This window comes from Sphingopyxis sp., assembly GCF_035998905.1.
GTDB lineage: Bacteria > Pseudomonadota > Alphaproteobacteria > Sphingomonadales > Sphingomonadaceae > Sphingopyxis.
This window is the reverse complement of the sequence record NZ_DASYHG010000030.1, coordinates 72,761-99,134: the sequence shown is the minus strand read 5'-3', so window position 1 is coordinate 99,134 and position 26,374 is coordinate 72,761. Positions and strand designations below refer to the sequence as shown.

24 protein-coding genes and 1 other RNA gene are annotated in these 26,374 nt (G+C 64.6%); 17 read left to right on the top strand and 8 right to left on the bottom strand.

The features are described from left to right. Positions 1-17: 17 nt before the first annotated feature. From aspS to VGN62_RS20005, 4 genes are all read left to right on the top strand, one after another. Positions 18-1,808: an aspartate--tRNA ligase gene (aspS, locus tag VGN62_RS20020; protein ID WP_327457246.1), complete on the top strand. Its 1,791-nt coding sequence runs from the start codon at positions 18-20 to the stop codon at positions 1,806-1,808. A gap of 3 nt (positions 1,809-1,811) precedes the next feature. Continuing rightward, a complete protein-coding gene (locus tag VGN62_RS20015) occupies positions 1,812-2,681 on the top strand; it encodes an alpha/beta hydrolase (protein WP_327457244.1) in 870 nt (289 codons plus the stop codon). Positions 2,682-2,779: 98 nt separating this feature from the next. After that, positions 2,780-3,565 carry a polyphosphate kinase gene (locus VGN62_RS20010; RefSeq protein WP_327457242.1) on the top strand — a complete coding sequence of 262 codons (786 nt, stop codon included), beginning with the start codon at positions 2,780-2,782 and terminating at the stop codon, positions 3,563-3,565. A gap of 54 nt (positions 3,566-3,619) precedes the next feature. Further along, positions 3,620-4,156 (top strand): J domain-containing protein, encoded by a 537-nt coding sequence (locus tag VGN62_RS20005; RefSeq protein ID WP_327457240.1) that lies wholly within the window; start codon positions 3,620-3,622, stop codon positions 4,154-4,156. A gap of 32 nt (positions 4,157-4,188) precedes the next feature. Here VGN62_RS20005 and VGN62_RS20000 read toward each other — a convergent pair whose 3' ends face one another. Further along, positions 4,189-4,692, bottom strand: a complete 504-nt coding sequence (locus VGN62_RS20000) for a sugar O-acetyltransferase (protein ID WP_327457238.1) — start codon at positions 4,690-4,692, stop codon at positions 4,189-4,191. A gap of 63 nt (positions 4,693-4,755) precedes the next feature. Then, entirely contained in the window at positions 4,756-5,463 is a 708-nt protein-coding gene (mtgA, locus tag VGN62_RS19995) for a monofunctional biosynthetic peptidoglycan transglycosylase (RefSeq protein WP_327457236.1), read from the bottom strand. A gap of 91 nt (positions 5,464-5,554) precedes the next feature. Between mtgA and VGN62_RS19990 the strand changes: the two genes are divergently transcribed. Further along, entirely contained in the window at positions 5,555-6,355 is an 801-nt protein-coding gene (locus VGN62_RS19990) for a transporter (protein ID WP_327457234.1), read from the top strand. A 76-nt stretch (positions 6,356-6,431) separates the two neighbouring features. Here the strand turns inward: VGN62_RS19990 and rpoH are convergent, their stop codons facing one another. Together rpoH and VGN62_RS19980 are read right to left on the bottom strand one after the other, a co-directional pair. Continuing rightward, on the bottom strand, positions 6,432-7,334 hold the full coding sequence (rpoH, locus tag VGN62_RS19985) for an RNA polymerase sigma factor RpoH (protein WP_293648630.1): 903 nt from the start codon (positions 7,332-7,334) through the stop codon (positions 6,432-6,434). 80 nt (positions 7,335-7,414) lie between these two features. Next, positions 7,415-8,371, bottom strand: coding sequence for an RluA family pseudouridine synthase (locus VGN62_RS19980; RefSeq protein WP_327457227.1), 957 nt, complete (start codon positions 8,369-8,371; stop codon positions 7,415-7,417). 139 nt (positions 8,372-8,510) lie between these two features. Between VGN62_RS19980 and VGN62_RS19975 the strand changes: the two genes are divergently transcribed. From VGN62_RS19975 to VGN62_RS19940, 8 genes are all read left to right on the top strand, one after another. After that, positions 8,511-9,158 carry a histidine phosphotransferase family protein gene (locus VGN62_RS19975; RefSeq protein WP_327457225.1) on the top strand — a complete coding sequence of 216 codons (648 nt, stop codon included), beginning with the start codon at positions 8,511-8,513 and terminating at the stop codon, positions 9,156-9,158. A 63-nt stretch (positions 9,159-9,221) separates the two neighbouring features. Further along, complete coding sequence (locus tag VGN62_RS19970; protein ID WP_327457222.1) at positions 9,222-11,612, top strand: chemotaxis protein CheA; 2,391 nt, start codon at positions 9,222-9,224, stop codon at positions 11,610-11,612. Then, entirely contained in the window at positions 11,609-12,046 is a 438-nt protein-coding gene (locus VGN62_RS19965; RefSeq protein WP_327457220.1) for a chemotaxis protein CheW, read from the top strand. Before VGN62_RS19970 ends, VGN62_RS19965 begins: the two co-directional genes overlap by 4 nt. Positions 12,047-12,122: 76 nt before the next feature. After that, positions 12,123-12,497 carry a response regulator gene (locus VGN62_RS19960; protein WP_058802094.1) on the top strand — a complete coding sequence of 125 codons (375 nt, stop codon included), beginning with the start codon at positions 12,123-12,125 and terminating at the stop codon, positions 12,495-12,497. Between the two features lie 10 nt (positions 12,498-12,507). Continuing rightward, a complete protein-coding gene (gene cheB, locus VGN62_RS19955) occupies positions 12,508-13,620 on the top strand; it encodes a chemotaxis-specific protein-glutamate methyltransferase CheB (RefSeq protein ID WP_327457215.1) in 1,113 nt (370 codons plus the stop codon). Then, the gene (locus VGN62_RS19950) at positions 13,617-14,474 is read left to right on the top strand and encodes a protein-glutamate O-methyltransferase CheR (RefSeq protein ID WP_327457213.1); all 858 of its coding nucleotides are present in this window, start codon (positions 13,617-13,619) and stop codon (positions 14,472-14,474) included. The genes cheB and VGN62_RS19950 overlap by 4 nt, the downstream gene beginning before the upstream one ends. Positions 14,475-14,551: 77 nt before the next feature. Then, the gene (locus tag VGN62_RS19945; RefSeq protein WP_327457211.1) at positions 14,552-15,241 is read left to right on the top strand and encodes an N-acetylmuramoyl-L-alanine amidase; all 690 of its coding nucleotides are present in this window, start codon (positions 14,552-14,554) and stop codon (positions 15,239-15,241) included. Between the two features lie 241 nt (positions 15,242-15,482). Next, positions 15,483-18,335 (top strand): TonB-dependent receptor domain-containing protein, encoded by a 2,853-nt coding sequence (locus tag VGN62_RS19940; protein ID WP_327457209.1) that lies wholly within the window; start codon positions 15,483-15,485, stop codon positions 18,333-18,335. Positions 18,336-18,413: 78 nt separating this feature from the next. On the opposite strand, the gene VGN62_RS19935 is transcribed toward VGN62_RS19940, so the two are convergent. Then, the gene (locus VGN62_RS19935) at positions 18,414-19,532 is read right to left on the bottom strand and encodes a membrane dipeptidase (RefSeq protein WP_327457207.1); all 1,119 of its coding nucleotides are present in this window, start codon (positions 19,530-19,532) and stop codon (positions 18,414-18,416) included. A gap of 120 nt (positions 19,533-19,652) precedes the next feature. Between VGN62_RS19935 and rnpB the strand changes: the two genes are divergently transcribed. Both rnpB and VGN62_RS19925 read left to right on the top strand, forming a co-directional pair. Next, an RNA gene (gene rnpB, locus VGN62_RS19930) (RNase P RNA component class A) lies at positions 19,653-20,041 on the top strand. 75 nt (positions 20,042-20,116) lie between these two features. Next, positions 20,117-20,272: a hypothetical protein gene (locus tag VGN62_RS19925; protein WP_156419570.1), complete on the top strand. Its 156-nt coding sequence runs from the start codon at positions 20,117-20,119 to the stop codon at positions 20,270-20,272. Positions 20,273-20,281: 9 nt separating this feature from the next. On the opposite strand, the gene VGN62_RS19920 is transcribed toward VGN62_RS19925, so the two are convergent. Next, a complete protein-coding gene (locus tag VGN62_RS19920; protein ID WP_327457204.1) occupies positions 20,282-20,938 on the bottom strand; it encodes a hypothetical protein in 657 nt (218 codons plus the stop codon). A 238-nt stretch (positions 20,939-21,176) separates the two neighbouring features. Here VGN62_RS19920 and VGN62_RS19915 point away from each other — a divergent pair, with 238 nt between their 5' ends. Continuing rightward, complete coding sequence (locus VGN62_RS19915; RefSeq protein WP_327457758.1) at positions 21,177-22,871, top strand: caspase family protein; 1,695 nt, start codon at positions 21,177-21,179, stop codon at positions 22,869-22,871. 3 nt (positions 22,872-22,874) lie between these two features. Here VGN62_RS19915 and greB read toward each other — a convergent pair whose 3' ends face one another. Next, entirely contained in the window at positions 22,875-23,357 is a 483-nt protein-coding gene (gene greB / locus VGN62_RS19910) for a transcription elongation factor GreB (RefSeq protein WP_327457202.1), read from the bottom strand. A gap of 6 nt (positions 23,358-23,363) precedes the next feature. Further along, a complete protein-coding gene (locus tag VGN62_RS19905) occupies positions 23,364-25,394 on the bottom strand; it encodes a lytic transglycosylase domain-containing protein (protein WP_327457198.1) in 2,031 nt (676 codons plus the stop codon). 100 nt (positions 25,395-25,494) lie between these two features. Here VGN62_RS19905 and dapA point away from each other — a divergent pair, with 100 nt between their 5' ends. After that, complete coding sequence (gene dapA, locus VGN62_RS19900; protein ID WP_327457195.1) at positions 25,495-26,370, top strand: 4-hydroxy-tetrahydrodipicolinate synthase; 876 nt, start codon at positions 25,495-25,497, stop codon at positions 26,368-26,370. The last annotated feature ends 4 nt before the right edge of the window (positions 26,371-26,374 follow it).

Here is a 26,374-nt window from a genome sequence, read left to right as displayed (position 1 = left end):
TTTTGAAAGACGAAAAAATGCACGCCTATCGTACTCACACATGCGCCGATCTTCGCGCCGCCAACGTCGGTGAGGAAGTCCGTCTTTCAGGTTGGGTGCATCGGACGCGCGAACATGCGAATGTCCTCTTCGTCGATCTTCGTGACCATTATGGCATCACCCAGATCGTGGTCGAGACGGGTTCGGATCTCTATCCGACGGTCAACGCCATGGGTCCCGAGTCCGTCCTGACCTTCACCGGCAAGGTCGCCGCGCGTTCGCCCGAGACGCTCAACCCGAAGCTCGCGACTGGCGAGATCGAAATTTATCCGAGCGCGGTGACCGTGCAGTCCGCCGCCGATCGTCTGCCGCTGCCGGTGTTCGGCGAGACCGAATATCCTGAGGAAATCCGCCTCACGAACCGTTTCCTCGATCTGCGCCGCGAGCGGCTGCACAAGAATATCGTGCTGCGGTCGAACGTGATTTCGTCGCTGCGCCGCCGGATGATCGATCAGGGCTTTACCGAGTTCCAGACGCCGATCCTGACCGCGAGCAGCCCCGAGGGCGCACGCGACTATCTGGTGCCCAGCCGCGTCCATCCCGGCAAATTCTACGCGCTGCCGCAGGCGCCGCAGATGTTCAAGCAGCTGCTGATGGTCGCGGGCTTCGACCGCTATTTCCAGATCGCGCCCTGCTTCCGCGACGAAGATGCGCGCGCCGACCGCTCGCCGGGTGAATTCTACCAGCTCGATTTCGAGATGAGCTTCGTCACGCAGGACGACGTCTTCAACGCCATCGAACCGGTGCTCCACGGCGTGTTCGAGGAGTTCGCGGACTTCGACGGCAAGGGCCGCACCGTGTCGCCGCTGCCGTTCAAGCGCATTCCCTACCGCGAATCGATGCTGAAATATGGCAGCGACAAGCCTGACCTCCGCAACCCGCTGCTCGTCCACGACGTGGGCGACTTCTTCAAGGGTTCGGGCTTCGGCCGCTTCGCGACGATGGTCGAGGAAGGCCAGGTCGTTCGCGCCGTCGCCGCGCCCGAAACGCACGAGAAGAGCCGCAAATTCTTCGACGAGATGAACAGCTGGGCACAGTCGGAAGGCTTCCCGGGTCTCGGCTATGCGACGCAGAAGGACGGCGTGTTCGGTGGCCCGATCGCCAACAACCATGGTCAGGAAGGCATGAAGGCGATCGCCGACGCGATGGGTCTCGGCCCGAACGACGGCATCTTCTTCGCCGCGGGCGCCGAAGCGAAGGCGGCGAAGCTCGCCGGCCTCGCGCGCACGCGCGTCGCCGACCAGCTTGACCTGATCGACAAGAGCCGTTTCGAATTCTGCTGGATCGTCGACTTCCCGATGTTCGAAGCCGACGAGGACACTGGCAAGATCGATTTCAGCCACAATCCCTTCTCGATGCCGCAGGGCGAGATGGATGCACTGACCGGCAAGGATCCGCTCGATATCCTCGCTTACCAGTATGACATCGTCTGCAACGGCGTCGAACTGTCGTCGGGTGCGATCCGGAACCATCGCCCGGACATCATGTACAAGGCGTTCGAGATTGCGGGCTATTCGCAGGCCGACGTCGATGCGAACTTCAGCGGCATGATCAACGCTTTCAAGTTCGGCGCGCCGCCGCACGGCGGTTCGGCACCGGGCGTCGACCGCATCGTGATGCTGCTCGCCGACGAGCCGAATATCCGCGAAGTGATCGTCTTCCCGATGACCCAGAAGGCCGAGGATCTGATGATGGGCGCCCCTGCGCCGGTGAGCGACAAACAGCTCAAGGAACTCAGCATCCGCCTCGTCGACGGTCCGAAGAGCTAAGGCGTGAGCGAGCCGCGGGAGCACCGGCTGGAAACGCCGGAAGGCGACATCTGCTGGTTCGAATGGGGTGAGCGGGGGCATGGGCCTTCGCTGCTCCTGCTCCACGCGACGGGTTTCCATGCACGGCTCTGGGACCAGGTCGTCGCGGCGCTTCCCGCGGGCACGCACGTCATCGCGCCCGACCATCGCGGCCATGGACGCAGCTACCGCCCTGCGACGCTCGCCAACTGGGCGGCGACCTCCGATGCGCTGCTGCCGCTGCTCGACGGGCTTGGCGGCCACCCGCTCGTCGGCTGCGGCCACAGCATGGGCGCCTATGTGCTGACACGGCTCGCGTCGCAGCGGCCCGCTGCTTTCGCCCGCCTCGTCCTCATTGATCCGGTGATCATGGACCCTGCCTTCTACACGGGCGACGCCGGCCCGATCCCCGATCCGACCGATCATCCGGTAGCGCGCCGCCGCAACGCATGGACATGCGCCGAAGAGATGCGCGCGCGTTTCGCCGATCGGCCGCCCTATGCGAACTGGGATACGGCCGTTCTCGCCGACTATTGCATCCATGGCCTGCTTCCCGTCGCAGACGGAGAGGGGCTGGAGCTGGCCTGTCCCCCGGCGCTCGAAGCGTCGGTCTACCAGAATGCGCTGCGCACCAGTCCGCATGAGTGGTTGCATTATCTGTCGGTGCCGTCGACCGTCATCCGTGCCCCGACGGGCGAGCGCGGCGGTGAGCTCGATTTCTCGCTGAGCCCGACGTGGACCGGGCTCGGCCCGGCGATCGGCGCCGAACGCGACGAACTGTGGGGCGACCAGACCCACTTCATCCCGATGGAAAACCCGGCGCGCGTCGCTGCTCTGCTCGCGGAGCTGCTCTGATCCGCTGCGCGTAACGAACACCGTGCGCGCTGTACCAGAAAATGACATCGGCCGATCGCGCGCTTGGTCGGAAGGCCGGCTCGCGCTAGGGTGGCCGGATGAGCATCTCCCTTTCCGACTTTGAAACCGGCGCCAGATATGACGGCGACTATTCCGATACCCTCGCGGCGCTCGAGGATCGGCTCGAACGGCTTCAGGCTGCGCATATCATTCACGGCCAGCGCAGCATCATCATGTTCGAAGGCTGGGACGCGGCGGGGAAGGGCGGAATCATCCAGCGGCTGACCGCGTCGCTCGACCCGCGCTATTTCGAGGTGTGGCCGATCAGCGCCCCCAATGAGGAGGAAAAGGCGCGCCATTTTCTCTGGCGTTTCTGGAAACGCTTGCCGGGCAACCGCGAAATTTCGATCTTCGACCGCAGCTGGTACGGCCGCGTGCTTGTCGAGCGCGTCGAGGGCTTCGCGAGCGAGGCCGAATGGCGCAAGGGCTATGACGAAATCAACGAGTTCGAGGCGCAGCTGACGGGAAGCCGGACGAACCTCGTCAAACTTTTCATCCACATCACACAGGACGAACAGGACAGGCGCTTCGCCGATCGCCTCGACGATCCTTGGAAACGCTGGAAAACCGGCACCGAGGACTATCGCAACCGGTCGAAGCGCAAGGAATATCTCGCTGCGATGGAAGAGATGTTCGCGCAGACGAACACACGCTGGGCGCCGTGGAAGGTGATCGACGGCAACAACAAGAAGGCGGCACGCATCGCGGCGTTGACCTATATCGTCGAAACACTGGAGGCGGCCGTGCCGATGACGCCCCCCGATCGCGACCTGGCGGTCGTGAAGCTCGCGGCGAAGGCGTTCGGTTACAAGCCGAAAGACTAGGTTTTCGGCCTCCTTGGCCTAGCAATCGCGCGCCCCAGCCGCTACATGGTAAAGATGAGCCGCGCCAAGAGATCCGATGATTGGGGTTTTCCCCGCTGGCGCCCCTATGGCTCGTCGCGCGAGGCGCAAAAGGTGCGCCTGTGCGATCGCCATGGTTGTACCGAACCCGGAAACTGCCCCGCGCCCAAGTCGCCGAACAGCCCCGAACGCTGGTACTTCTGCGAGACGCACGCCGCCGAATATAATCGCGGCTGGGACTATTTCGAAGGATTGAGCGCAGAGGATGCAGCGGCGCGCGCGGCCGAAGAGGCGCGCGGCGCGAACAGCTATGCGCGGGCGCAACATTATGCGTGGGGCGGGTCGGGCGACGGCAGCCGCAGCGCCGACGAGATGCGCGCGCTCGAAATCCTCGACCTCGAACCCGATGCCGATTTCGAGGCGACGAAAAAGGCGTGGCGGAACCTCGCCAAGGAATGCCACCCCGACGTCAAGCCGGGCGACGCCGAGGCTGCGAAGCGCTTCGCGGCGGGGCAGGCGGCGTTCGAGGTGCTGAAGCAGGCCGAAGAGCGGAAGAGCTGGAAGCCGGCGTAGCTGCCGCGTTGTCCTGAACTTGTTTCAGGCCTTCACCTTTCCCGTGCAGGGTTGCCGATCACGGTGGCGCCGGCGGCAACGTCGCGCGTGACAATGCTCCCGGCACCCACGATTGCGTCGTCGCCGATCGTCACGCCCGGCAGGATGATCGCCCCGCCTCCAATCCAGACATTGGCGCCGATGGTCACGGGGCGGCCGAAGCGTATCTTCTGTTTCCGCAACAGAGGGTCTTGAGGGTGGTCGGAGGCGAGTATCTGGACGGCCGGACCGATAGCCGTCCCTTCGCCGATGATGACCGGTTCGACGTCGAGGATGACACAATTATAGTTCAGAAATGCACCCGCCCCCAAAGATATGTTGTGACCATAATCGCAGAAAAACGGCGGGCGTATAAGGGCATCTTTGCCCACGGAGGCGAACTGTTCGACCAACAAATCATATCTTTTCTGGTCATTCAGACCCGGAGCATTGAAGCGCTCCATCCACAGGTCCGCCGGTCCTCGCGGTGTCCGGGCGGCTTCGTCTTTGTCCGGCATGTCACTTCCTTCGGGGGCGATCCAGAGAACCGCCGGTGTCCCTCAAAAACTCTGGAATCGATGCTATTTGTAAACGCACGCATCCAGCCCGTCGCGGCGGACCTGGCCGATGCGCGCGGTGATCGTGTTGCCATAGCGGCGGGTGAAACCCGACGGGCTCACCGCTTCGCGCTTCTTGGGAAGCGGCAGGATCGCGGCAATCCGCGCGGCCTCGCGCGGCGCCAGCTTGGCGGCGCCATGCTTGAAATAGCGCTGCGCACCCGCCTCGACGCCATAGGTGCCGATGCCCGTCTCCGCGACGTTCAGATAGACTTCCATGATCCGGCGCTTGCCCCAGATTTTCTCGATCAGGAAGGTGAACCACACCTCGGGCACCTTGCGGACATAACGCGTCCAGCCGCTGCCCTGCCACAGGAAGACATTCTTCGCGGTCTGCTGGCTGACCGTCGATCCGCCCCGCATGCGCTTGCCCTTGGCGTTGCGTTCGATCGCCTGTTCGATCGCGTCGCGGTCGAAGCCGTCGTGGCTGCAGAATTTCCCGTCCTCGGCGGCGATCACCGCGCGCACCATATTGCGGTCGATGTTCGACAGGCTTTCCCAATCCTTGGTGATCCCGTTGCTGTCGAGCAGCATCGTCAGCGTCACCGGCGGCGGTACGACGGCATAGACGAGCACCCACGCGACCGAGATCGCGATGAACCACAGCAGCCATTTGAACGGTCGCAGATACCAGGGAAGCTTGCGCGTCTTTGCGCGGGAGGAAGTCGCCATGCGGGCAAATTAGCCAGTTGCCGTCCCGAGGCAAGCGGGCTTGATCGATCGGGCGAATTTCGGAAAAGAAGAAGGGTGAAAGGAAACCTCTATGCCGCTTCGACCCGCCCTGCTGCTTGCCGCGCTCGCCTTCGCCGCGCCGGCGCTGGGGCAGGAGGATCGCCGCGATCTTTGCCCTGACCGGCCGGGACTCGGCACGCCCGCCTGCACCGTCGATGCGGGCGCCGTCATGCTGGAGGTCGGGATCGCGGACTGGACGCTCGACCGCAATGCTGCGAGCCGCACCGACGCCTTCGCGTTCGGCGACGCGTTGCTTCGCGCGGGGCTCACGCCCTCGCTCGAGGTGCAGGTCGGCTGGACGATGCTGGGGCATGTGCGCGAACGCGACCGGGCGAGCGGCGACGTGACGCGCCGGACGCGGACGGGCGACGTCACGCTCGCGCTGCGCCAGAATTTGAAGAATCCCGACGGTTCGGGAACGTCGATCGCATTGATGCCCTATGCCACGCTGCCGGTCGGCGGCGAGGGTGTCGGCGCGGGCGACTGGGGTGCGGGACTGATCGTGCCGGTCAGTTTCGAACTCGGTGCGGTGTCACTTGGCTTAACCCCGCACGTCGAGGCGGCGGTCGACGGCGATGGCGACGGTCGCCATCTCGCCTATGGCTCGGTCGTCGGGCTGGGTTTCGGCGTCTCCGACGATATTTCGATGGCCGCCGAAGTGTCGCTGACCCGCGACCGCGATCCCGGCGGACGCTCGACCGAGGCGTTGGCCGGGCTTTCGGCCGGCTGGCAACCCGATGCCGACAGCCAGTGGGACATCGGCGCCAATGTCGGCCTCAATCGCGACAGCCCCGACGTCGAACTCTATTTTGGTTTTGCTCGCCGGTTCTGAGGTTCGCACCCCAGGAATTCGGCGGCGTCCTTTGCATCCGCGCGTTTTAACTGCGGACGCAAAGGCGTAGCGCGGATTAAGCGGTGACCAGCCGGCGATCGCCCGCGAGCTTCAGCATCGCCTTCTGCAGCTTCTCGAACGCGCGCACTTCGATCTGGCGCACGCGTTCGCGGCTGACGTCGTAGACCTGGCTCAGGTCTTCGAGCGTCTTGGGGTCGTCGGTCAGGCGGCGCTCGGTCAGGATGTGACGCTCGCGCTCGTTCAATGTTTCGAGCGCTTCGTTGAGCAGCGAATGGCGCACGTCGCGTTCCTGGGCCTCGGCGACGCGTTCGTCCTGCAACGGACCTTCGTCGCCCAGCAAATCCTGCCACTGGCTGTCGCCGTCCTCGCCCATCGGGACGTTCAGCGAGGTGTCGCCGCCCATCGCCATGCGGCGGTTCATGCTGGTGACTTCTTCCTCGGTGACGCCGAGGTCGGTCGCGATCTTGGTCAGATGCTCGGGCGACAGGTCGCCGTCCTCGAACGCCGCGAGGTTGTTCTTCATCCGGCGGAGGTTGAAGAACAGCTTCTTCTGCGCCGCTGTGGTTCCCATCTTGACGAGGCTCCACGAGCGCAGGATGAATTCCTGGATCGAGGCACGGATCCACCACATCGCATAGGTTGCGAGGCGGAAGCCGCGTTCGGGGTCGAACTTCTTCACGCCCTGCATCAGGCCGATATTGCCTTCGCTGATCAGCTCGCTGACCGGCAGGCCATAGCCGCGGTAGCCCATCGCGATCTTGGCGACGAGGCGGAGGTGCGAGGTGACGAGCTGCGCCGCAGCTTCGTTGTCGCCATGTTCCTGGAACCGCTTCGCGAGCATATATTCCTGCTCAGGGGTGAGCAGGGGGAATTTGCGGATTTCGGCCAGGTAGCGGTTCAGGCTCGCCTCACCGCCGAGTGCGGGCACCGTTGCCGGAACATTGCTTTTGTTAGCCATGGGTAGAGACTTCCCTTATTTTCAGAGGAGAAATATGCCGCGGTTGGCTCCGGCGGTCAAAATAGATTTTCATTCGAAACCTAAACGCGCAATTCATCGATCAGTTCCCGCATGTCCGCTGGGAGTTCGCTGTCGAGCGCGATCCTGTTACCGGTCACCGGATGAATAAAGCCCAAATGGGCCGCGTGCAATGCCTGCCGCGCGAAATTCCGCGCTTTCAGTACCTCCGACAGCGGCTTTTTGGCGCGTCCATAGACCGGATCGCCGACCAGCGGGTGGCCGATGTGCATCATGTGAACGCGTACCTGATGCGTGCGTCCGGTTTCCAGCCGGCATTCGACCAACGTCGCATTTTTGAGCGGCTCGATCGTGCGATAATGGGTGATTGCATGCTTGCCGCGTCCCTCGGCAACGACCGCCATCTTCTTGCGGTTCGTGCTCGATCGCCCGAGCGCCGCATCGATCGTGCCGTTCGCGGGCATCGGCCGGCCGGTCGCGAGCGCGAGGTAGCGGCGGTCGATGCTGTGCGCGGCGAATTGCTTTGCGAGACCCTCGTGCGCCTTGTCGTGCTTCGCCGCGACGATCAGTCCGCTCGTATCCTTGTCGATACGGTGCACGATCCCGGGGCGTGCGACGCCGCCGATCCCCGACAATTGTCCCGCGCAATGGTGGAGCAAAGCGTTGACCATCGTGCCGTCGAGATTGCCCGCGGCGGGGTGGACGACCATGCCCGCGGGCTTGTCGACGACGATCAGGTGCTCGTCCTCAAAGGCGATGACCAGATCCATGTCCTGCGCAACATTATGCGCGGGCAGCGCGGCGGGCAGGCGGACCTCGATCGTCGTGGGCGCCGCGGCCTTCGCCGACGGGTCCCAGAGGATGTTGCCGCCCGCGTCGACGACGCGGCCGCCCTTGATCAGGCTTTTCAGGCGTTCGCGCGACAGGCTTGGCAGCGCTTCGGCAAGGGCCCGGTCGAGCCGCAGCCCGGCCGCGCTATCCGCCAGCGCCACGGTCAAAATGTCGTCATCCCCCTGCATTGATTGGAATGTGGTTTTGGGGCGCCGGAATTCAAGGGCCACGGCCCACCGTATCGCGCTTGCCCTGGACCGCTCCGGTGCCGTAGGAGCGGCGCACGCCGGAAACGTCCGGACACTGCGCTGGGGAGCCCGTTCATCCATGACCGACGATCGCGTCGATTTCGCCTCGATGCTGGCCTCGCGCCTGTGTCACGACCTCTTGAGTCCCGTCGGGGCCTTTGCCAACGGCCTCGAACTGCTCGCCGATGAAAAAGACCCCGCGATGCGCGAGCGCTGTTTCGAGCTGCTCGAACAAAGCGCGCGGACCTCGGCGAACAAGCTCAAATTCTTCCGCCTCGCGTTCGGGTCGGCGGGCGGTTTCGGCGAGCTTGTTCCCGCGGACGAGGCCAAATCGGCGATCCAGGGCATCATCGGCGACCGCGCGATCGACTTGAACTGGATGATCGGAACCGACCCGCTGCCCAAGCCTGCGGTGAAGATCATCCTCAACCTGTCGTTGCTGCTTGTCGATGCGCTGGTACGCGGCGGGCGGCTCGACATCGGCTGCGAAAAGCAGGGCGAGGGGAGCATCGAGATCGCGCTGCATGTCGAGGCCGAGCGCATCTTCCTCGACGCCGACGTCGAACGCATCCTTGCCGAGGGCGAGGGCGCGAGCCCGATGACGTCGCGCACCGCGCCTGCGGTGCTGGTGCAGGCGGTGGCGCGCCAGAATGACGGCACGGTCATGCTCGCACGCGAAACCCCGACGTCGTTGCTGGTTGGGGCCGTCCTCCGCAGTCGCGGGTAAAGCCACTTTTAACCATTGTCCGCCATGGTGCAGCCTCAGTTTTTGGGGCGCACCGGGACGGCAATGGACGATCTGCTGAACGACTTTTTGGCCGAAACGGCGGAAATCCTCGCCGAGGCGGGTGGGGCTATCGTCGCATGGGAAGCCGACCCGGCCGACCGCGCGCAGCTCGACGCCATTTTTCGCTTCGTCCACACGATCAAGGGCAGCTCGGGCTTCCTCGCGTTGCCGCGCGTCACCGCGCTGTCGCACGCCGCCGAAGACGCGCTCGATCAGGTGCGTCGCGGCAATCGCCAGGCAAACGCGGCGCTCGTCTCGGGCGTTCTCGGGATCCTTGACCGGCTGAGCGACCTGTGCACGGCATTGGGCCAGAACGGAACCGAACCCGCGGGCGACGACCGCGACGTCATCGGCGCGCTGGCCGAGCAGGGTTCGATGCTCGATGCACCGTTCGAGGTTGCCGGCGTTCCGCTCCGCCGCGAGGATGACTTCAGCGCCGAATTGCAAAGCTGGCGCTCGATCCGCGTGCCGCTGCCTTTGCTCGACAGCGTGATGACGGGGGTCACCGACATCGTCCTCGCGCGCAACGAATTCGCGCGGATGCTCCGCGAATCGGGCGCAAACCCGTCGGTCATCGCCTCGTTCGACCGCCTTTCGGACTCGATCGCCGGGATGCGCCAGTCGGTCAGCCAGATGCGGATGCAGCGCATCGACAAGCTGTTCGCGCCGCTGCCGCGCATCGTCCGCGACCTTGCGCAGGAGATGGGCAAGAAGATCGCTTTCCAGACAAGCGGCGGCGAGGTCGAACTCGACCGTGAGATGATGGAGAATATCCGCGATCCGCTGATCCACATCGTTCGCAACGCGATCGACCATGGCATCGAGGCGCTCGAGGATCGCGTCGCGGCGGGCAAGGATATCACCGCGACCATATCGGTCTCCGCCCGCCAGTCGGGCAACCAGATCGAAATCGCGATCCAGGACGACGGGCGCGGCCTGTCGCCCGATGCGCTCGTTGCCAAGGCGGTCGCCTCGCGCGCCGTCCCCGCGGCCGAGGCGCGCGCACTGGGAACGAAGGAAAAGCTGGAACTGATCTTCCGCCCCGGATTTTCGACCGCGGCAAAGGTCACCGCCATTTCGGGCCGCGGCGTCGGGATGGATATCGTCAAGGCGAATGTCGAAAAGATCGGCGGCGTCGTCGAACTGCGCAACGAAGAGGGGCGCGGGCTGACGATCCTGCTTCGCGTGCCGATGACGCTGACGATTATTTCGGGCCTGATGGTGCGCGCGGCGGGGCAATATTTTGCGATCCCGCGCGGTGCCGTCCGTGAAATCCTGCTCGAAGGCGGCGACAGCGTGCGCATCGACCGCGTCGGCGGCGGCGAGCTCGCGACGGTGCGCGGTGAGCAATATCCGCTGCTTCGGCTCGAAACCGTCCTTGGCCGCGGCCGCCATCACGGCGACGATGTCGACGACCGCGCGCTCGTCATCGTCCGTCCGGGGCAGGGGCAAAGCTATGCGCTCAGCGTTGCGGCGATCCACGATCATGAGGAATTGGTGATCAAGCCCGCCGCGCCGATGATCATGGCGACGGGACTTTATGCGGGCACGACGCTGCCCGACAACGGCCGGCCGGTGCTGCTGCTCGACGTCCAGGGCATGCTCGCCGCGTCGGCGATCGATGCGAGCGAAGCGGGCCGCAGCCACGACAGGATGGCCGAGGCCGAGGCGGAAGCGGCGGCGGTGCGCAACGCCGCGCAACTGCTTCTGTTCCGCGACATAAATGCCCGTGTCCGCGGCGTCCGCCTGTCGGTGATCGAGCGCGTCGAGGAAGTGTCCGCATCGGCGCTGTTCGAAAGCGCGGGCCGCGTTCAGGTCCAGATCGGCGACGATATTTTTCCCGTCCATGCGGCGACCTTGCCGGCAGGCGAGGGGACGCTGAAGCTGCTCCGCCTCTACGACGGACAGGCGGTGCTCTGCTATCCGATCGTCGAGGTGATCGACATCGTTCGCCTGCCCGACGCGGTGCAGCCGTCGGCCGCGCCCGGGCTGATCGCCGGGGTCGTGCTCGTCGGCGGAGAGCCGGTCGAACTCATCGACCCCTTCTGGCTGATGGAACAATATGCTGCCGGGGCGGTGGCGCTCACGCTGCGCCAGCCGCTCTGCCGCCTCGCCGACGACCATGACGGCTGGGGCGACAATTTCCTCGCGCCGATCCTGCGAAGCGCGGGTTACCGCGTCATCTCCGCCAATGCGCCGTCCGACGAGGCGCCGGACGTGCTGCTGTGTTTGACCGCCGAGGGCGGCGACTGCGATGACGCCGGCGGTGTGCCGGTGATCCGCCTGCGTACCTCGATCGCGGCCGCGGGTCCCGGGGACGAAACCGTCTATCGATATGACCGGCAGGCGCTGCTCGACGCGCTGCGCCGTCAGGTTGGGGGAGAATGCGCATGATGGACAAGCTCTACCTCGTCGCGCGCATTGCCGACACGGGCGTCGCGCTGCGCAGCCGCGCGATCAATTCGGTCGTCACCGTGGGCACGCCGGTGGAGGTTCCCGCCGCACCGCCGCATGTTGCGGGGCTTTTTGCGCTGCGCAGCCGCGTCTTTACGCTGATCGATCCGCACGTCGTTGTCGGCCTTCCCCCCGTGCTCGTTGCGCCGGGACAGCGCGTCATCGTCGTCGAGGTCGCCGAACATGGCTATGCGCTACTCGCTGACGAGATCGAGGATGTCTGCTTCATCGAAGCGCCCGAAACGCGGATCGCGGGCAAGCTGCTCCCCGGATGGGCGCGCGTCGCCGATGCGATGATCGAACATCGCGGTGCTTCGCTGCTCGTCGTCGATCCGTCGCATTTCATCACCTTACCCGCCTTAAAGGCTGCATGATTCCTGCCGTCTATTAACGGGCTGAACACCCCTTCACCGTAAACAGGCCCAAATCCCGGGGGTCGGAGTTAATTTGATGTCGAAATCTTGTCTGGTGGTCGATGACAGCAAAGTCATTCGCAAGGTCGCGCGCCATATCCTTGAAAGCATGTCCTTTGCTGTCGAAGAGGCAGCCGACGGTCAGGAGGCGCTGACCTTTTGCCGCGCCAATCGCCCCGATGTCATCCTGCTCGACTGGAACATGCCGGTGATGAGCGGAATGGAGTTCCTCGGCGCGTTCAACGACCTCGACTATGGGCATGAAGAACGGCCGCGGGTTGTTTTCTGCACGACCGAAAACAGCATCGATCATATCCGCGCCGCGATCGAAGCAGGCGCCGACGAATATGTGATGAAGCCGTTCGACCGCGAAACGCTCGAAGGAAAGCTGCAGCTCGTCGGTATCGCTTGAGGCTGTTTCCATGGGCCGGCCACAACCCCTGATATCTGACCCTGAACCAACCGCCCGCACGGTGCGCGTGATGCTCGTCGACGACAGCCTTGTCGTTCGCAGCATATTGGAACGTATCGTCGACCAGCGGCCGGGCCTCAAAATCTGTGCATCGGTTGCTTCGGCGCAGGACGCGCTCGATTATCTGGCGCGCGAGCCTGTCGACGTCGTCGTTCTCGATATCGAAATGCCCGGGATGAGCGGCATCGACGCGTTGCCGCACATATTGGAACGCGCTGAAAAGGCCCGCGTCCTCATCCTCTCGTCGAACTGCGTAGAGGGCGGCCCCGCCGCGATCGACGCGCTTGCCCTCGGTGCCAGCGACACGCTCGCCAAACCCGGCCGCGGCAGCTTTTCGGGCCGCTTCGCCGAAGTGCTGACCGAACGGATCATGACGCTCGGCCATCGGCAGGATCATCCCGCGCCGGTTCCCGTCGCCGAACGCCGCGCGCCCGCGCCGCCCGCACTCGCGATCGACACCGACCAGCCGATCGAATGTATCGCGGTCGCGGCCTCGACGGGGGGGATTCCCGCCTTCACCAATTTCCTCGCGCATCTCGATCCCCGGATCAGCGCCCCGATCCTGCTCACCCAGCATCTGCCCGACGCGTTCATGGAATTTTACGCCAAACAGATCGCGACGATGGCGACGCGCCGCGTCTATGTTGCCGCGGCGGGCATGGCGGTGGAGCGCGGCTGCATCTATCTCGCCCCCGGCGACGCGCATCTTCTCGTCGTTGCCAATGGCGGCCGTTACGAAATCGCGCTCGACCACCGCGTCGTCGACAATGGCTGCTGCCCGTCGGCCGACCCGATGCTCGACTCGCTCGCGGAGGTCTATGGAAAAGGCGGCATTGCGGTGATCCTGAGCGGCATGGGCCGCGACGGGGCGATCGGCGCAGCGCGCGTGAAGGAGGCTGGCGGGACAGTCTTCGCGCAAGCGCCCGAAAGCTGCGTGATCTGGGGGATGCCGGGCGCGGTCGCCAAGGCGGGTATCGCCGCGGCGACGCTCAACCCCGACGCGATCGCACTGATGCTTGGCAGCTTCCTGCCGGGGCGCGGGCAGGGGCGCCGCAAGCCATGATGGGCGGTAGCGCCAGCGAATCGGCCTATCGGGTGCTGATGGGGGTGCTCGAATCGCGGACCGGCCAGACGCTGTCGCCGAACCGCATCTGGCGGATCGAAATGTCACTCAAACCGGTGATGCAGCGCCATGGGATCGCCGACCTCGACGCACTGGTCGCGGCGCTTGTCACCTCGAACAGCCGGCAACTGCTCGATGATACGGTCGACGCGATGCTCAACAACGAAACCTATTTTTACCGTGAGTATAGTGTCTTCGACGAAATAGCTGCGACAGCGCTTGAACAGATTCGCGAGATCAACAAGCTGCGGCGCCGGTTGACGATCTGGCATTGCGGTGTGTCGACAGGGCAGGAAGCCTATTCGATGGCGATGCTCATCGCCGAACAGGGCGAGAAATGGGCGGGCTGGCAGGTCGATATCGTCGGCACCGACGTCAGCTATCACGCGATCAGCCGCGCGCGTGTCGGCATTTACAGCCAGTTCGAGATCCAGCGCGGCCTGCCCGTGCAGCGCATGGTGCGCTGGTTCGACCAGACCGAGGGGGGCTGGCTTGCCAAGGCCGACTTGCGCCGCCGGATCGATTTTTCGGTGCAGAACATGCTCACCGACCGGCCGCCGCTCGCAAGCCCCGCCGACCTGATCTTCTGCCGCAACCTCCTCCTCTATTTCTCGGCGCCGATGCGCCAGAAGGCCTTCGCGCGGCTCCGCGCGATGGCGGCGCCGCAAAGCTTCCTCGTACTGGGGGCAGGCGAGACGGTGCTCGGACAGACCGACCAGTTCGTCGCGAGCCCGCGCCTGCGCGGTCTCTATGAGCCCGCCGACCAGCAAGTGCGCCGCGCCGCCGCGGCCTGACTTGCAATTTCCACCGCGCTGGCGCAGGTGGGGTGCCAATCCGCTTGGGGGCGGCGCAGGCAGGAACCGCGATACGCATGAGCGATTTTATCGAACGCTGGTCTCCCAATTTCGACGAACGCGCGCTGCCCATTTCGATGATCGTGTTACATTACACGGGCATGAAGGACGGCGCCGAAGCCATTGATTGGCTTGCCAACCCGGAAGCCAAGGTATCGGCGCACTATGTCGTCAGCGAGGACGGCCAGATCACCCAAATGGTACCCGAAGACAAGCGCGCCTGGCATGCCGGGCAGTCGCATTGGCGCGGGGTCAGCGACGTCAATTCGGCGAGCGTCGGGATCGAGATCGTCAATCCGGGGCACGAATGGGGCTATGTGCCCTTTCCCGACCCGCAGGTCGCTTCGGTCGTCCGTCTCGTCCACCTGATCAAGGACCGGCACGCGATCACGCGCGGCAATGTTATCGGCCATTCGGACATCGCTCCGACGCGCAAACAGGACCCCGGCGAACTGTTCCCGTGGGAAGAACTCGCGCGCCGCCGCCTCGCGCTGCCGCGACCGACGAAGAAGCTGACCGATCCCCTGTGGACCGACGCGGGCTTCCTGCTCGCGCTCGAACGCTTCGGCTATGATGTAACCGACGGGTTCGCGGCGACGGTCGCGTTCCAGCGGCGCTTTCGGCCCGAACTGATCGACGGCACAATCGATGGCGAATGCCGCGCGATCCTGCTCGCGCTGCTGCTTCCGCAACCCGAAGGGGGATAGCCGAAACCGTAAGGGAAACCGTCTCCGGCCGCTTCGCGCGGAGCCGCGTTTTTGCCGCGCCGTCGGCATCCTGTTGCAAAATGGTCACAAATTGGAGGAAATTTTGGCGCGCGGCTGAAACCTCCTTTACGCGCCCGGCCGGAAGGCCCATCGGCCCCGGCAGGGGGGGCGGCGCAAGGTTGCAATCCTCCCGGGTGCCGTCCCTTCCTATTCTGCCATAAGCAGCGAGGAATACTGCACTGTGAAAAAAGCTTATCTCCCCCTACTGAAATTGACTGCCGCTCCGCTCGTCCTGAGCGTGGTGATGCTTTCGGCTCCGGCGCACGCCCAGGACGCCGCCGCCACCGCCGATGAAGCGAGCGAAGATACGATTGTCGTGACGGGCTCGCGCATCGGGCGCCCCGAACTCGAGGGATCGAGCCCGGTCCAGGTGCTCGGCGAAGCATCGATCCTTCAGCAGGGCTCGCAGAATATCTCGGACGTCCTGAATGAAATGCCGTCGATCGGCACCGGCATCGGACGCACCAACTCGAACTTCCTGACGAGTGGCAACGGTGTCGCCACGGTCAATCTTCGCAACCTCGGCAACAGCCGTACGCTCGTCCTGGTGAACGGCCGCCGCGTCGCCGCCGGTATCGGCGGGACGTCGGCCGTCGACATCAACAATATCCCGACCGACCTGCTGCAGCGCGTCGAAGTGCTCACCGGCGGTTCGTCGGCGGTCTATGGCTCGGAAGCGATGGCCGGCGTGGTCAACTTCATCCTGAAGGATGACTTCGAAGGCATTCGCGGCCGCGCCCAGGCAGGCATCACCGACGAAGGCGACAACGGCCGCCAGATGCTCGGCCTGACGGTCGGCAAGAATTTCGCGGACGGCCGCGGCAACATCACGCTCGCCGGCCAGTATGACCGCGACACGGGCCTGCGTTCCTACAAGCGCGCCATCTCGGCCGAAGACGTCCCCTTCCGCAGCAGCTTTACGCCGCAGGGCCGCTTCTTTGTCGGCGACACCAGCTACACCTATGATCCCGCAGGGAACCTCAAGGAAGGTTATGACTCGCCAGTCGATGGCTACAACCGCAACGGCGAACGCTATATCGCCGTGCCGCTCGAGCGTTACCTGCTCAACGGCCTCGGGCACTTCGACATCAACGATTCGCTTACCTTCTTTGCCGAAGGCACCTATGCCAAGGTGAAGTCGCGCTCGCGCCTCGAGCCTTATGCGTTCGACAATTCGGATGCGCAGCTGCCCGACGGCACGATCCTGCCCGGTATCTCGATCAACAATCCCTTCGTTCCGCAGACGATTCGCGACGCCGCGATCGCTGCCGGCGAGACCACGATCGGTTTCACCAAGCGCTTCAATGGTGTGTTCGACCGCTCGAATCGTGCCGACCGCGAATTCTATCGCGCGGTGGCGGGCCTTCGCGGCACGCTGTTCGGCGACTGGAAGTGGGACGCCTATTACAACCGCAGCCAGACGGTCGAAAATACCGCGTCCGAAACCGCGTTGCGTGATCGCCTCTATTATGCGCTCGACGCGGTAGGTGCGAATCCCGCGACGGCCGAGTGCCGCGATGCGGCGGCGCGTGCGGCGGGCTGTAAGCCGTTCAACATCTTCGGCGCGGGCACCGCTTCGCCCGAATCGATCGCCTATATCACGAACAATGGCCAGCTCTCGACCTACAAGGCGAAGATCAACCAGGAAGTGTTCGCCTTCAATACCTCGGGTTCGGTCTTCCGTCTGCCGGGCGGCGACGTGAAGGTCGCCGGCGGTATCGAGCATCGCACCGAACGCAGCAGCGAAATCTATGACGCGGCGACGCAGTCGGGCAACACGCTGAGCAATGCGCTGACCAACACCACGGGCAAGTATCGCGTGTTCGAAGCCTATGGCGAAACGGTCGTGCCGATCCTGTCGGACGTTCCCTTTGCCGAATATCTCGGCCTCGAGGCCGCGGTACGCTACGGTGATTATTATGACACCGTCGGGTCGGTCTGGAGCTACAAGATCGGTGGCGACTGGGCGCCGACGTCGGATATCCGTTTCCGTGCGGTCTATTCGCGCGCGACCCGCGCGCCGAACATCGGCGAGCTGTATCAGGGCGCGTCGCAGACCTTCCCGTCGGGCCTGACTGATCCTTGCGAAGGCGTGACGGCGACGTCGAGCCGTCCGCAGGACACCTATTGCCGTACCATTCCGGGTATCGCGCAGCAGATCGCCGCGAACGGCACCTTCGTCTACAACAACAATCTCGATCGTCAGAGCATCGAGGGCGAAGACAGCGGCAACCGCAACCTCAAGGAAGAAACCGCGAACACGTGGACTGCTGGCGTGGTGCTCACGCCGAGCTTTGTGCCCGGGCTCAGCGTCACGGTCGACTATTTCAACATCAAGGTGAAAGACGCGATCCAGCTGATTCCTCGCCAGACCGCGATCAACGACTGCGTTGCTTCGGCCGGTGCGTCGGCGCTTTGCAGCCTGATCGTTCGCGAACAGGTCGGTACGCCGCGTCCGCGTACGCCGGGAACGCTTTATCAGATTAACGCGTACCCGGTTAACTCGGCAAATATCGAAACCGCAGGTGTCGACGTTCAGGCGCGTTACAAGACGAGCTGGGGCGAAGACAGCAGCCTCGACGTCGCGTTGCTCTACACCTACCTCGACAAGCTGACGCTGCAGTCATTTGCTGGCGGCGACGTCCAGGACAACCGCGGCCAGCTCAATGGCGACGGTCGTCTTGGCGCCGGTTTCAAGCATCGTGCGAACCTGTCGGTGACGTACAAGACCGGACCCTTCAGCTTGAACTGGCGCACCAACTACCAGAGCAAGATGCAGGATACGCTCGGCGGCAACCCGGGCCTCGGTGACGAGAACTACGTCAAGGCTTACTGGTATCACGACGTCCAGGCGCGCTTCGCCGTCGACAAGGATCGCCTGGAATTCTACGCCGGCATCGACAATCTGTTCGACAAGAAGCCGCCGGTCATCAACCAGAATGGTGCGTCGAACATCACCGGCACCGAAACTGCGGCGGACAGCTATGATCCGTTCGGTCGCAATCTCTACGTCGGGGCGGTCTTCCGCTTCTAAGAAATCGGGCCCCGGTTCGCCGGGGACCTGTAAACAGGAAGGGGCGGCTCCCCGCGGAGCCGCCCCTTTTCTTGGGCTTCAGCCCAGCACGTCGGTGAGCACGCGGCGCCAGTTCCCGCCCATGATGCGTTCGATGTCGCGCGAGCGGAACCGCGCCTTGTCGAGCGCCGCCGCGATCGTCGCCATGCGGCGGATATTGTTCAGCTCGGGAATGACGACATGCTCGGGCGTCCAGTCGAAGCCGGCAATCCTCTGCTCGCGCATCGCCTGCCACCAGGGCAGATATTCCTTCACGCCTTCGGCATTGTCGTTGTTCAGCGCGACAAGGTTGGTCTGGCCCGCCATCGGGAAATCATTCGATATCCCCACCGCTTCGATCCCGGCGATATTGGCGACATGACGTATCTGCGCGATCAGATGGTCAACCGTCGGTGTCGCTTCGCGGGTCAGCCAGAAGCTCATCATAAAGATGCCCATCATCCCGCCCTTGTCGGCGATCGCCTTGATGACGGTGTCGGAGGCGCAGCGGGGATGGTCGACGATCGCCTTGCACGCGCCGTGCGACAGCAGGATCGGCGTCGAACTGCGCCGTGCGGCATCCAGCATCGTGGGTTCGGACCCGTGCGAGACGTCGGGGACGACCCCGACGCGGTTCATCTCGGCCAACCCTTCGATGCCGAGCGGGGTCAATCCGCTCCATTCGCGTTCGAGCGCGCCGCCGGCGAACAAATTATTGTTATGGTGCGTGAATTGCAGGACGCGGAGACCGCGCCGTTGGAAATCGGCGATGCGCGTCAGGTCGGTGCCGACAGGCTCGCACGATTGGAATTGCAGGAAGGTGGCGCAGCCCGGACGCGTGCCGATGTCCGATCCTTTAAGCGCGACGAAGGCTTCGGGCCGGTTCGCCAGCCGTGCGACGGCCGCGTCGAGTGCGGCGCTGCATTTTTCGAAGGTCCTGAGGTAACGCGGCACATTATCCTTGTCGCGAACCTCTTCGATTTCGGAAATGTCGCAGATCATCCCGCCAAGGCCTGACGCTCCGATTTCGGCTAGGTCTTCGGGCAGGAAGCTGAGGCCGTCCATCATGAAGCGCTGCTTTCCGGCCGCGGCGGCGCCGTATCCGCCCAAGGCAAGGGCCATAGCGCCCGCCGCGAGGAAGGATCGGCGGTCGATCGGGGATTGGCCGGGTTTAGTCACATATTGCTCCTGTTGTGCATCGATTGGCATTTGCCTCCCTATGGCCGCGCCTGTGGGCCAAGCGCGAGCCTTTTTCGTACCGCTCGCCAACCGTCTGCAATATTGCTATAGTCGGGCGTGCCAGAGGGTCGGGCGATCGCCGCTTTCGCAAGGAAGGGGAGGAAAGTCCGGGCTCCACGGAAATCACGGTGCCGGATAACGTCCGGCGGGTCGGCTTTCGGGCCGATTCAGGGAAAGTGCCACAGAGAGCAGACCGCCAACGGCTTCGGCCCGGCGAAAGGTGAAAGGGTGCGGTAAGAGCGCACCGCGCGGCTGGTAACAGGCGCGGCACGGCAAACCCCACCGGGAGCAAGGTCGAATAGGGATGGTACGAGGCAACTCAGGGCTGATTCCGGCCCAACCGTCCGGGTTGACTGCTTGAGCGTTCGGGTAACCGTTCGCCTAGAGGAATGATCGCCTATCCCCGGCAACGGGGTGGACAGAACCCGGCTTACAGACCCTCTGGCACCTCTCCCCAACGCCGTCGTCGGGAACCGCCCGTGCGGGGGCCGCGTTTTACGCGGACAGTTGAAAGGGAACGCATCATGAAAGTCGTCGATGACCATGTCGAAGTGACCGAGACCGAAGCGAGCAGCGGCGTAAAGGGGCATAATGTCCGCTATGTGCTGGCTTTTTCGCTGGTCGCGGTGATTATCGTAATGTCCGCGATCTGGATCATCCCGGTTTTGCTGCAGCCCTGATCGCGAGCTTCATTTCGCCTTCGTGAGGCGGATGAGCTCCTCTTCGGCGCCCGGTGTGTCCTCCATATAGATGGTGCGAACGGGCTGCCTGAATTTGCGGGTATGAAGCTTGTCGTACCCGCGATCGCCGCTCGCCGCGACCTTGAGCAAACTCGTGATGGTGTCGCCGGTCGCGACATTCCAGCTCATCTCATTGCCGTCATGCGCATAGGTCCGGCTGTACACCGTCGCATCGAGCCCGATCAGCCGCATCCTCGGCCCGTCCTTCGTTGCGGCGGGGCGGTAGCGATAGGTCGCCGACAGCGCTGTGGTGCCGCCGGTCAGGTCGCTGATCGTCAGCACGCCCTTGTCAATAGTCAGCCCCGCTGCGCCCAGCCGATCGGGCTCGAGCTTCAGTTCGCCCGCGGGCGAATGGCCGATATCGAACTCGCTGCGATAGCTCAGCATGACGCGGAGCGTGCGTGCATCGGGACTTGCGATGACATAGACCGTATCCGTGTCGCCATCGCCGTTGAGGTCGCCGTCGGCGCGCGTCTCGATTTCTTCGCCGGCCTCCAGCCAGTCGTTCAGCATCGCGTCGGTGATCGGCGGCATCGCCAGCCGATCGGGCGCGGCATGGGCCACACCGCATAGTGAAAATACCGCGATCAATCCCAGGCTGCGCATCGCTCATTCCCCCCTCGATCACCGACAGATTATCAGTCGCTATCATATCGTCCAGCCACCGCGGGTGATTTGGCGCACAGGCCGGTTTTCCGCTTTCCTACATCATCCTGCTGACCTACCCTTGCCTCGGGGTCGCCTGAAACCGCGCATATGCGAATTCAGAGTGAAGTTGCGCAGATTTCCGCCGTTCTTCGCGTGGGTGGGAAAATGCGTCGAAGGGGGCAGGCAGTTGGGAAAAATGTGGCGGATCGGCGCGCTGGGCGCTGCGTTTATCGGACTGGTCCCTTTGGCTCCGGCCGCGATGGCGCAGCCGTCGGGTTCTTGCGGCAGCGGACCGCTACAGGGTGATCGCGTCGCGCTACTCATCGGCAACAGCGCCTATAACGACTGGGAATGGCCGTCGCTCAAAAACGCCGTGAACGACATCGACTATGTTTGCGATGCCTTTGCGAAGGCGGGCATCGCGCCGCGAATCGTCCGCAATGCCGACAAGGCGGCGCTCGATATCGCGCTCGCCAAATTCGCCGGCGAAGCGAAAGGTGCGAAGTCGGTCGTCCTCTATTATGCCGGACACGGGTTCGAATATGGTGGCCGCAACTGGCTGGTACCGATGGACGCGCCGCCCGCGACACGCCGCGCCGACGTCGAGAAGCGCTATCTGTCGATCGAGGCGCTGGTGAAACACGTCGTGCCAGAGGGGGCCTTTACGTTGCTGTTCGTCGACGCGTGCCGCACCGCGGAGCCGGTCGTACGCGTGGAGGACGTCAATATCACGGGCGGTGAAGCCGGATCGGCGCCGCTGGGACTGCTCGATATCGGGCAGGGGGCGGTTTTCTATTCGACCGCCAAGGGGCGTCCCGCGCTCGATTTCGCCCCGGTGGGCTCGCCGGTCAGCCCGTTCGCGGCAGCGGTGGTCAAGGAACTCGGGATCCCGGGGCTCGAAATTTCCGATTATTTCAAGGTCGTGTCGCGCGAAGTGTATAAGCGGACTTTCGGGATGGAGCACGGGCCGCAACAGCCCTTTCATTACGGCAGCTGGTTCGACGATTATTATCTTGTCGCGCCGCCGGAGATATCCCGGACGCCATCGGTGGCGCCGGCGCCCGCTGCGATTTCGGGGGCGGCTGCGACGCGCGGGGCAAAGCCTGCTATCGACCCGCTCGTCGATATTTCGCTCGACCGCCTCGCGATCGAGGACGAGCCGATCCTGATTGCCGACGTGCTGTCGCGGCATAGCGCGGGCGAGATTGTCGGACTGGCCGACGGAGGGCATCCGCTCGCACAGCAACTCGCCGGCTATATGCTGTCGCTCGGGGTCGGGATGAAAAAAGACCTGCCGCGTGCGCGTGCCTATCTCGAAGCGTCGGCGGCGCAGGGTTTCCCGGCAGGGCAGCAGGAACTTGCCTATCTACTCCTCGAAAACGACCCGCCACCCGCCGACGTGAAGCGCGCCTATGACCTGTATGTGGCTGCATCGGACGCGGGTTTCTCCAAGGCGAAGACGCATCTCGCCTATCGGCTGGCGGCGGGCACCTTCGGCACCCCCGACTTCGTGCGTTCGCAGGCGCTTTATGCCGAGGCGGCGGAAAAGGGGCATCCGGCGGCGATCTTTGCGCTGACCTATTTCGCCGATACGCGCGAAGCGAACCTCACGCGGCTGCGTACCCTCGCCGATGCGGGCAATCCGGAGGGCAATCACTGGCTCTGCGAGGCGCATTTCGCCGACAAGACGCTGGCTGGCGCGATCGAGGACTGCGGTGTTGCGGCGCGTGCCGGTTTTGCCGGGTCGCGTGCGATCCTGGCATATGCCTATGCCAAGGGGATCGGCGTCGCGGCCGACGCTCGCGAGGCCTCGCACTGGGCAAAGCTCGCGCGCGACCTTCCCGAACTCCGGAAGGACCAGCGCGACCTGATCGCGGGGATCGGTCTGTAGCGGTCAGGGATAGCTGACCGCGATCACTTCCCATTCCTTGGGCCCGGCAGGCAGTTGCACGGTGCGCAAATCGCCGACCCCGGCGCCTCGCAGCGCGCGGGCGAGGGGGCTGTTCCAGCCGATCCGGCCTTCGCCCGCCTCGGCCTCGTCGTCGCCGACGAGAGTGACGATCCGCCGCGCATCGTCGTCGTCGGCCAGTTCGACAGTCGCACCGAACCAGATGCGGCTCTTGTCGGGTTGTTCGGCAGGGTCGACGACGCGTGCCGCCTTCATCCGCCTCGCGAGGAAGCCTAGCCGGCGGTCGATTTCGCGCAGTCGTTTGCGGCCATAGATATAGTCGCCATTCTCGCTGCGGTCGCCATTGCCCGCCGCCCAGCTGATCACCTCGACCAGCTTCGGCCGTTCGTCGCCCAGCAGCGCGTCATATTCGCCGCGCAGCGCCGCGTAGCCCGCCGGGCTGATGATATTCGTCTTCTCCCCCGCCATTCGGTGTCAGCCGGGCGTGCGTTTGCCGAGGTAGAAGCTCAGCGGCGCCTGCTGCCGCGACCCGCCACCGTCGCGCAGCGTATCGTAGACGACGGCATTTTCGAGCACGCGCTGGACATAGTTGCGCGTCTCGAAGATCGGGATCGCCTCGATCCAGTCGATCATTTCGATCCCGCCGCCGCGCGGATCGCCGTTGGCGCGCAGCCATTTGTTCACATTGCCCGGCCCGGCGTTATATGCTGCGACCGCAAGCGGATAGCTACCGCCGAAATAGCGCAGCATCTGCTGGAAATAGGTCGACCCCAGCATCATGTTGTAATTGGTGTCGGTGGTCAGCGAGCCGGCGTCGTAGCTCATGCCGAGCTTGCCCGCGACTTCGCGCGCCGTACCCGGCATCAATTGCATCATCCCGCGCGCGCCCGCGTGGCTGACCGCCGCGCGGTCGAACTGGCTTTCCTGCCGCGTGATCGCGTGGATGAAGGTCCAGTTGCTTTCGTGGCCCGCGGGGACGCGGACGGTCGGAAAGCCCGAGACCTCGACGGCATCGAGGCTGTTTGCCTGCGCGCTCCGCCCGATCATGACACCAAGGTCGGGGCGCCCGATCTGCGTCGCGAGCTTGCCTGCGAGCACATGGTCCGCGGGCGAGGTTGCTTTCTGCGCGAGCGCGCGCAGGAATTGGGACTGCTCGCGCCACGCACCGATTTCGCCGAGCGCGCGCGCGGCGCGGACCAGCCGGTCATCCTCGAACGTGCGGCGTTCGTCGTTGCTCACCTGGATCGTCGGATCGGGCGTCGGCTTGGGCTGCGGGCGGTTCAGCCGTTCGAGCGACAATTGGCCGTAATATTGATCATAATGCTGCGCCGCATCGGCAAAATGGGCGTTTGCCGTCCCGCGGTCGCCCGCGGCCAGCGCGGCCCGGCCGGCCCAATAGAAACCCTTGGTGCGCGTCTGCGCCGACCGGGCGGCTTCGCCATAGGCACGGTACAGGCGCACCGCTTCGGCCGGGCGGCGAAGATCGCGATAGGCAAGCTGCCCTGCAAGCCATGCGAGCGAAGTATAGTCGTCGCGCACACCGAGCGGGGTTTCGCGGATCACCGTGCCCGCAGGGAAGGCATCGTCTAGCTGGCGCGCGATATTATAGGCGGTTGTCTTGTCTCCGCCTTCGCTCGCCTGTCGCGCGTTGGTCAGCAGCGTTTCCAGCCATTCTTCGGTATCGGTCGGAGGTTTTGCGAGTGAACGCGGCGCGGCGAGCAGCGCGCGCGCTTCGCCGACGCGGCCCGCCTTGCGCAGCCAGGTCGCCTTGTCCGTGATATAGCCGGCATCGGTTCGCGTCAGCGACGGATTCTGGCTTTCGACCGCCGATGCCTGGAAGGCCGCGTCGACCGACGCGTTGCGCATCGCAAGCCGTGCGGCGAAGACGCTGCGCTTGTCGGGCGAGGTATAGGCGAGCTGGCGGCTCGCAGCCGACGTCGCGCCGAGCCACAGCAAGCGGTCCATCCGTGCATCGTGGTCGGCCGAAGTGATCGCGCCGGGGAACATGCTCAGTGCGCGGCTCGTTTCATAATCGTCGAGCGGCCCGCTCGTCCATGCGCGGCGAACTGCGTCGGCGGCGTCCCCGCGGCGGCCCGAGGCGTTGAGTGCGAGCGCATAGCGTAGTTGCCCGCTCGCGGTCTGCGGCGGATAAGCCTGGAAATAGGCGAGGGTGCGGGCCGGATCGTAGCTGTCGAGCGAGATGGCCTTTTCGGCGCGCGTGCGCATCTTTTCGCTATCGGGCCAGCCCTTGTTGGCCATGAGGAAGCGCGAAAGCTGGTCGAACGACGCGCCGGTGTTCGCCGTCAGCCGGCGCCATTCGAGCACGGCATCGCCGACCGAATTGGTCGAGGGCGGCGCGCCCGACTGGGCGGCGAGGCCCATCTGCGCGCGATACCAGGCCATCTGTTCGGGGGTCAGTTCGCTGGCATGAGCGGTGGTCGGGATGAGAAGAGCCGCGGCGAGCGCGAGGCGGGAAATGCGGGACAGCGAGATCATACCGGCCATGCTAATGCCAAACTCCTTGCGGGGCGCTGAATAGACGTCCAATAGCGGCGCGCTGGCCGGATTCTATCGGCCTTCGCGGGTTGTTGTAAAGGAGCGGAGCATGTTTTCGGGGTCGATTCCCGCTTTGGTGACGCCATTTCGCGATGGGGCGTTCGACGCCCCGGCCTTTGCACGCCTCGTCGATTGGCAGATCAAAGAGGGGACGAGCGGCCTCGTTCCATGCGGAACGACCGGCGAAAGCCCGACGCTCGGCTTCGACGAACATTATCAGGTGATCGATACCTGCATCGAGGCAGCGGCGGGCCGCGTGCCCGTGATTGCGGGTTGCGGATCGAACGACACCGCGACTGCCATCCGTCACATGCGCCATGCGCAGGCCGCGGGCGCGAGCGCGGCGCTGATCGTCGCGCCTTATTACAACCGGCCGAGCCAGGACGGGATGGTCGCGCATTTCAAGGCGCTCGCCGACGCCAGCGACCTGCCGATCGTCGTTTATAACGTCCCCGGCCGCACCGTTGCCGACATCAGCGCCGAGACGATGTGCCAGCTCGCCGAAATCCCCTCGGTCGTCGCGATCAAGGATGCCAGCGGCGATCTGGCGCGCGTGACGATCCACCGGGCGGGCGCTGGCGAAGGCTTCTGCCAGTTGAGCGGCAATGACGATCTGTGGCTGCCGCACGCCGTGATGGGCGGCGCCGGTTGCATCTCGGTCACCGCCAACGTCGCGCCGCGCCTGTGCGCCGATTTCGCCGCCGCCAGCGCTGCGGGCGACTGGGCGCGCGCTCGGGTGCTGCACGACCGGTTGTTCGACCTGCACCAGGCGATGTTCTCCGACACCTCGCCCGGGCCTGTAAAATATGCGCTGTCGCGCGTCCATGACTGGTTTTCGCCCGAAGTGCGCCTACCTATCATCCCGGCGAATGCCGCATCGCGGGCGGCCGTCGACGCCGCGCTCTCGTCGGCAGGAGTAATCTGAGCTT